This is a genomic window from Halochromatium sp. (assembly GCF_054919635.1).
In genome coordinates this window covers 1-3,275 of the sequence record NZ_JBUDPI010000386.1, presented here as the reverse complement: position 1 = coordinate 3,275, position 3,275 = coordinate 1, and the positions used below count along the sequence as shown (strand labels likewise).

General features: G+C 64.7%; 3 protein-coding genes. All 3 read right to left on the bottom strand.

Translation table 11 applies throughout. From position 1 onward, the window contains the following. Window positions 1–577: 577 nt before the first annotated feature. Complete coding sequence (gene istB / locus ACY693_RS17020; protein ID WP_462323000.1) at window positions 578–1,336, bottom strand: IS21-like element helper ATPase IstB; 759 nt, start codon at window positions 1,334–1,336, stop codon at window positions 578–580. A gap of 13 nt (window positions 1,337–1,349) precedes the next feature. Further along, window positions 1,350–2,888 carry an IS21 family transposase gene (istA, locus tag ACY693_RS17015; RefSeq protein WP_462322999.1) on the bottom strand — a complete coding sequence of 513 codons (1,539 nt, stop codon included), beginning with the start codon at window positions 2,886–2,888 and terminating at the stop codon, window positions 1,350–1,352. 185 nt (window positions 2,889–3,073) lie between these two features. Beyond that, the coding region (locus ACY693_RS17010; protein ID WP_462322998.1) for a hypothetical protein at window positions 3,074–3,275 on the bottom strand (202 nt) is incomplete at its 5' end.

The window sequence follows — 3,275 nt, the reverse complement described above, 5'->3', positions numbered from 1 at the left end:
TGTAGTCCTCAGGCACCTCCATCACATCGCTGATCCGCGCCGGCAGATGGCGCGCGCGAAAGGCCAGTGATTCCAGTTCCAAGGCGGAGCCGGCAAACACACGCAATCGGCTGAGTGCGCGCTCTGGCGCGTTCGGCAAGGCCAGCGCATAGTGCCCAGGGCGTTGTTGAAAGCATGCGCATTCCGACGAACGTGACCACCCATTCCGGCGATCGTGACCGCTTGGAGAATTGCAGTGGCGCTGGTGGGTCGATTTTGGCCAGAGCGGTCACGATCAGTCAAATCGGTGACCTCGTGTGAACACCGAGGACGATTGCTGCTGGGACGCTTTTCTCTTTTTTAAAAAAATCAGTCGCCGTCGCGCCGCAGGCGTTCTCAGCGTGCTGCGGGGGTCATGCGGCGCAGTGTGGGTAACGGGTGAATGAGTGTGGTCAAGCTGGGGGCAACCCGCCGGGAGCGGGTTGTCCCCGGCTTGTCCACACGGCCGCTTGCGGCATTCACGCGTTATCCACACGGAGACCGCCAGCACCGGCATGGCGTTCTGCACCCTGGCGGATGCACGCCTGAACCGCCGCGTTCAACCCTCAGGGCTCGGCGTGTCGCTTGGGGCTGAGCGGCGGCGCATCGACTCCCCGGTCAGGCTCAGGCGATGAGCGTTGTGCAGCAACCGATCGAGGATCGCATCAGCCAGGGTCGCCTCACCGATGAGCTCATGCCAATGCTCCACCGGCAGCTGACTGGCGATCAGCGTCGCGCGCAGGCCGTGGCGTTCCTCGATCAGCTCCATGAGATCCTGGCGCTGGGCGGCGTTGAGCCTGTGCAGCCCCCAATCATCGAGGATCAACAGCTCGGTCTTGGTCAGCTGGCCCATCAGGCGCACCCAGCTGCCATCGCCATGGGCGATGCGCAGCTGCTCCAGCAAGCGTGGCAGGCGCAGATAGCGCACCGAGAGCCCCTGGCGACAGGCCTGATTGCCGAGCGCGCAGGCCAGCCAGGTCTTGCCGCAGCCGCTCGGCCCGGTGAGGCAGAGATTCTGCCCCCGACGAATCCAATCCACACTGGCCAGGGCCGCCATCTGCGTGCGCTGCAGCCCACGCGGATGGCGATAGTCGATGTCCTCGACACAGGCCGACACGCGCAGCGTCGCCGCCCTCAGCAGCCGCGCCAAGCGCCGATTGTCACGCTGCAGTTGCTCGCGCTCGAGCAGTAACGCCAGGCGCTGCTCGAAGCTCAGATCCACAATGCTCTGGGGTTGAGCCAGTTGTTGCTCCAGCGCCTCGGCCATGCCGGTGAGCTTCAAGGCGCGTAACTGCGCCAACTGGGGTTGGTGTAGCATCACGATCACCTCCTCAGTGGTAGTAGCGCGCACCGCGCACATTGGCATGCAACGGCAATGCGCGTTGCCCATCGGCTTCGGCCTCAAGCGGTTGCTGATCGAGCCCCTGCTGGAGGATGGAACTCACACTGCGAGACTGCGGAGCACCGATCGCCAGTGCCCGTGCACAGGCCGCCTCGAGGCGTTGCGGGCCATAGCTGCGCGCCTGTTTGAGCAGCCCCAGGCAGGCCCGGTAGCCATGCTCGGGATGCGGGCGATCGGTGAGCTGATGCTTGACCACCGCCAACGTTGCCGGGCCGATCGTCTGCGCCCAGTTCATGAACCGCCCTGGGGACCATTGGCGGTGGGCTTGATGGGCCTTGGGCATGTGCTCATCCAGGGTGGAGAAGCGCTGAGCGCCTCGACGTGGATGAACCGCCACGCGTTGGCCACGGTGCATGACCTCCACGCTCTCGGCGCTGAGGCGTACCTCCACGCGCTCACCGACCAGCCGATGCGGGACGCTATAAAAGCGCCCCTCAATGCTGAGGTGATAGTCGATCCCGACCTTGGCGTGGCGCCACTCGGCATACTCGAACGGGTGTGCCGGCAGCGCCTTGAGGGCCGGGCGATCCAACTGCTCGAACAGCTCCCGCCGCGAGCCAGGCAGCTTCTGGAATGGGCGCGCGTTAAGCTCGGTGAGCAGCTCGCCGATGGCGACATTGAGATCGCTGAGGGAGAAAAAGCGTTGGTGGCGCAGCCGTGCTAGGACCCAGCGTTCGACCACTTGCACGGCCACCTCCGCTTTGGCCTTGTCTTTGGGTTTGTAGGGCCGTGCCGGCAGGATCGCCGTGCCGTAATGACGGGCCAGATCCAAGTAGGTGGCGTTGGGCTCGGGGTCGTAGCGATCCGGTGTGCGCACCGCCGCGCGCAGGTTGTCCGGGACCAGCAGCTCGGGCACGCCGCCAAAGAAGGCGAAGGCGCGCTGATGTGAGCCGATCCAGTCCGGCAGGGATTGACTCCAAGTCGCCTCGGCGTAGGTGTAGCTGGAGGCCCCGAGCACGGCGACGAAGATCTGCGCCGAGCGCTGCTCGCCGCTGCTGGCGTCAACCACCTCCATGGTGGGACCGCAGTAGTCGATGAACAGCTTCTCTCCGGCGCGGTGCACCTGGCGCAGGCTGCGCTTCTGGCGCTTGACCCATTGGCGGTAGCGCTCGCAGAACTGGCTGTAGCGGTAGGCCTGGGCGCCGGCGGCCTCGGCGTACTCGCTCCAGAGCAGCTGCAGGGTGACGCCCTTGCGCTTGAGCTCGGTGTGCAGCTTCGCGTGATCAGGCTCGAGATAGCGCGTCGAGCCGGTGCGCGGCGGATACAGGCGTGCCTGCAGGGCCGCTTCATCAAGACCCTCGGGCAGGGGCCAGCCGAGCTCCTGCGCCTGGGCCAGGCTGACGTATTTGTTGACCGCACCCTTGGAGAGCCCCACGGCTCGGGCAATCTTGGCATGGCTGAGTTTGGCCTCGAACTTCAGCCTCAGGACTTCGGTGATCTTACGCATTGGACTCCTCTTGGTCGGCATACTCTGCTCCGGTGGTTGCAAAAACCACAGACATGCCGAAAAGATTGAAGAAATCCAGCGCTCTACGATCGATTCCGGAGATCGTGACCGGCCATTCCGGAAACGTGACCGGTGATTCCGGAAAAACACCGGAAATCGGTCACGATCAATCGGAATCAGCGGTCACGTTCCGCCGGAATCAGCGGTCACGTTCGATCGGAATCAGCGGTCACGATGGGCCGGAATACGCACCGGGCATCGCCATCGCGCAGGGCATCCCGCGTTGAGCGCCCATGCAGCTCGGGCGACGCGCTGGTGAGCAGCCAGGCCTCGGGCGATAACGGGAAGGTCAGGTCCTCTGCGCTCATTGGCAGATCCTGGATATCCAGAAAGATCCCGGCCGTGGTC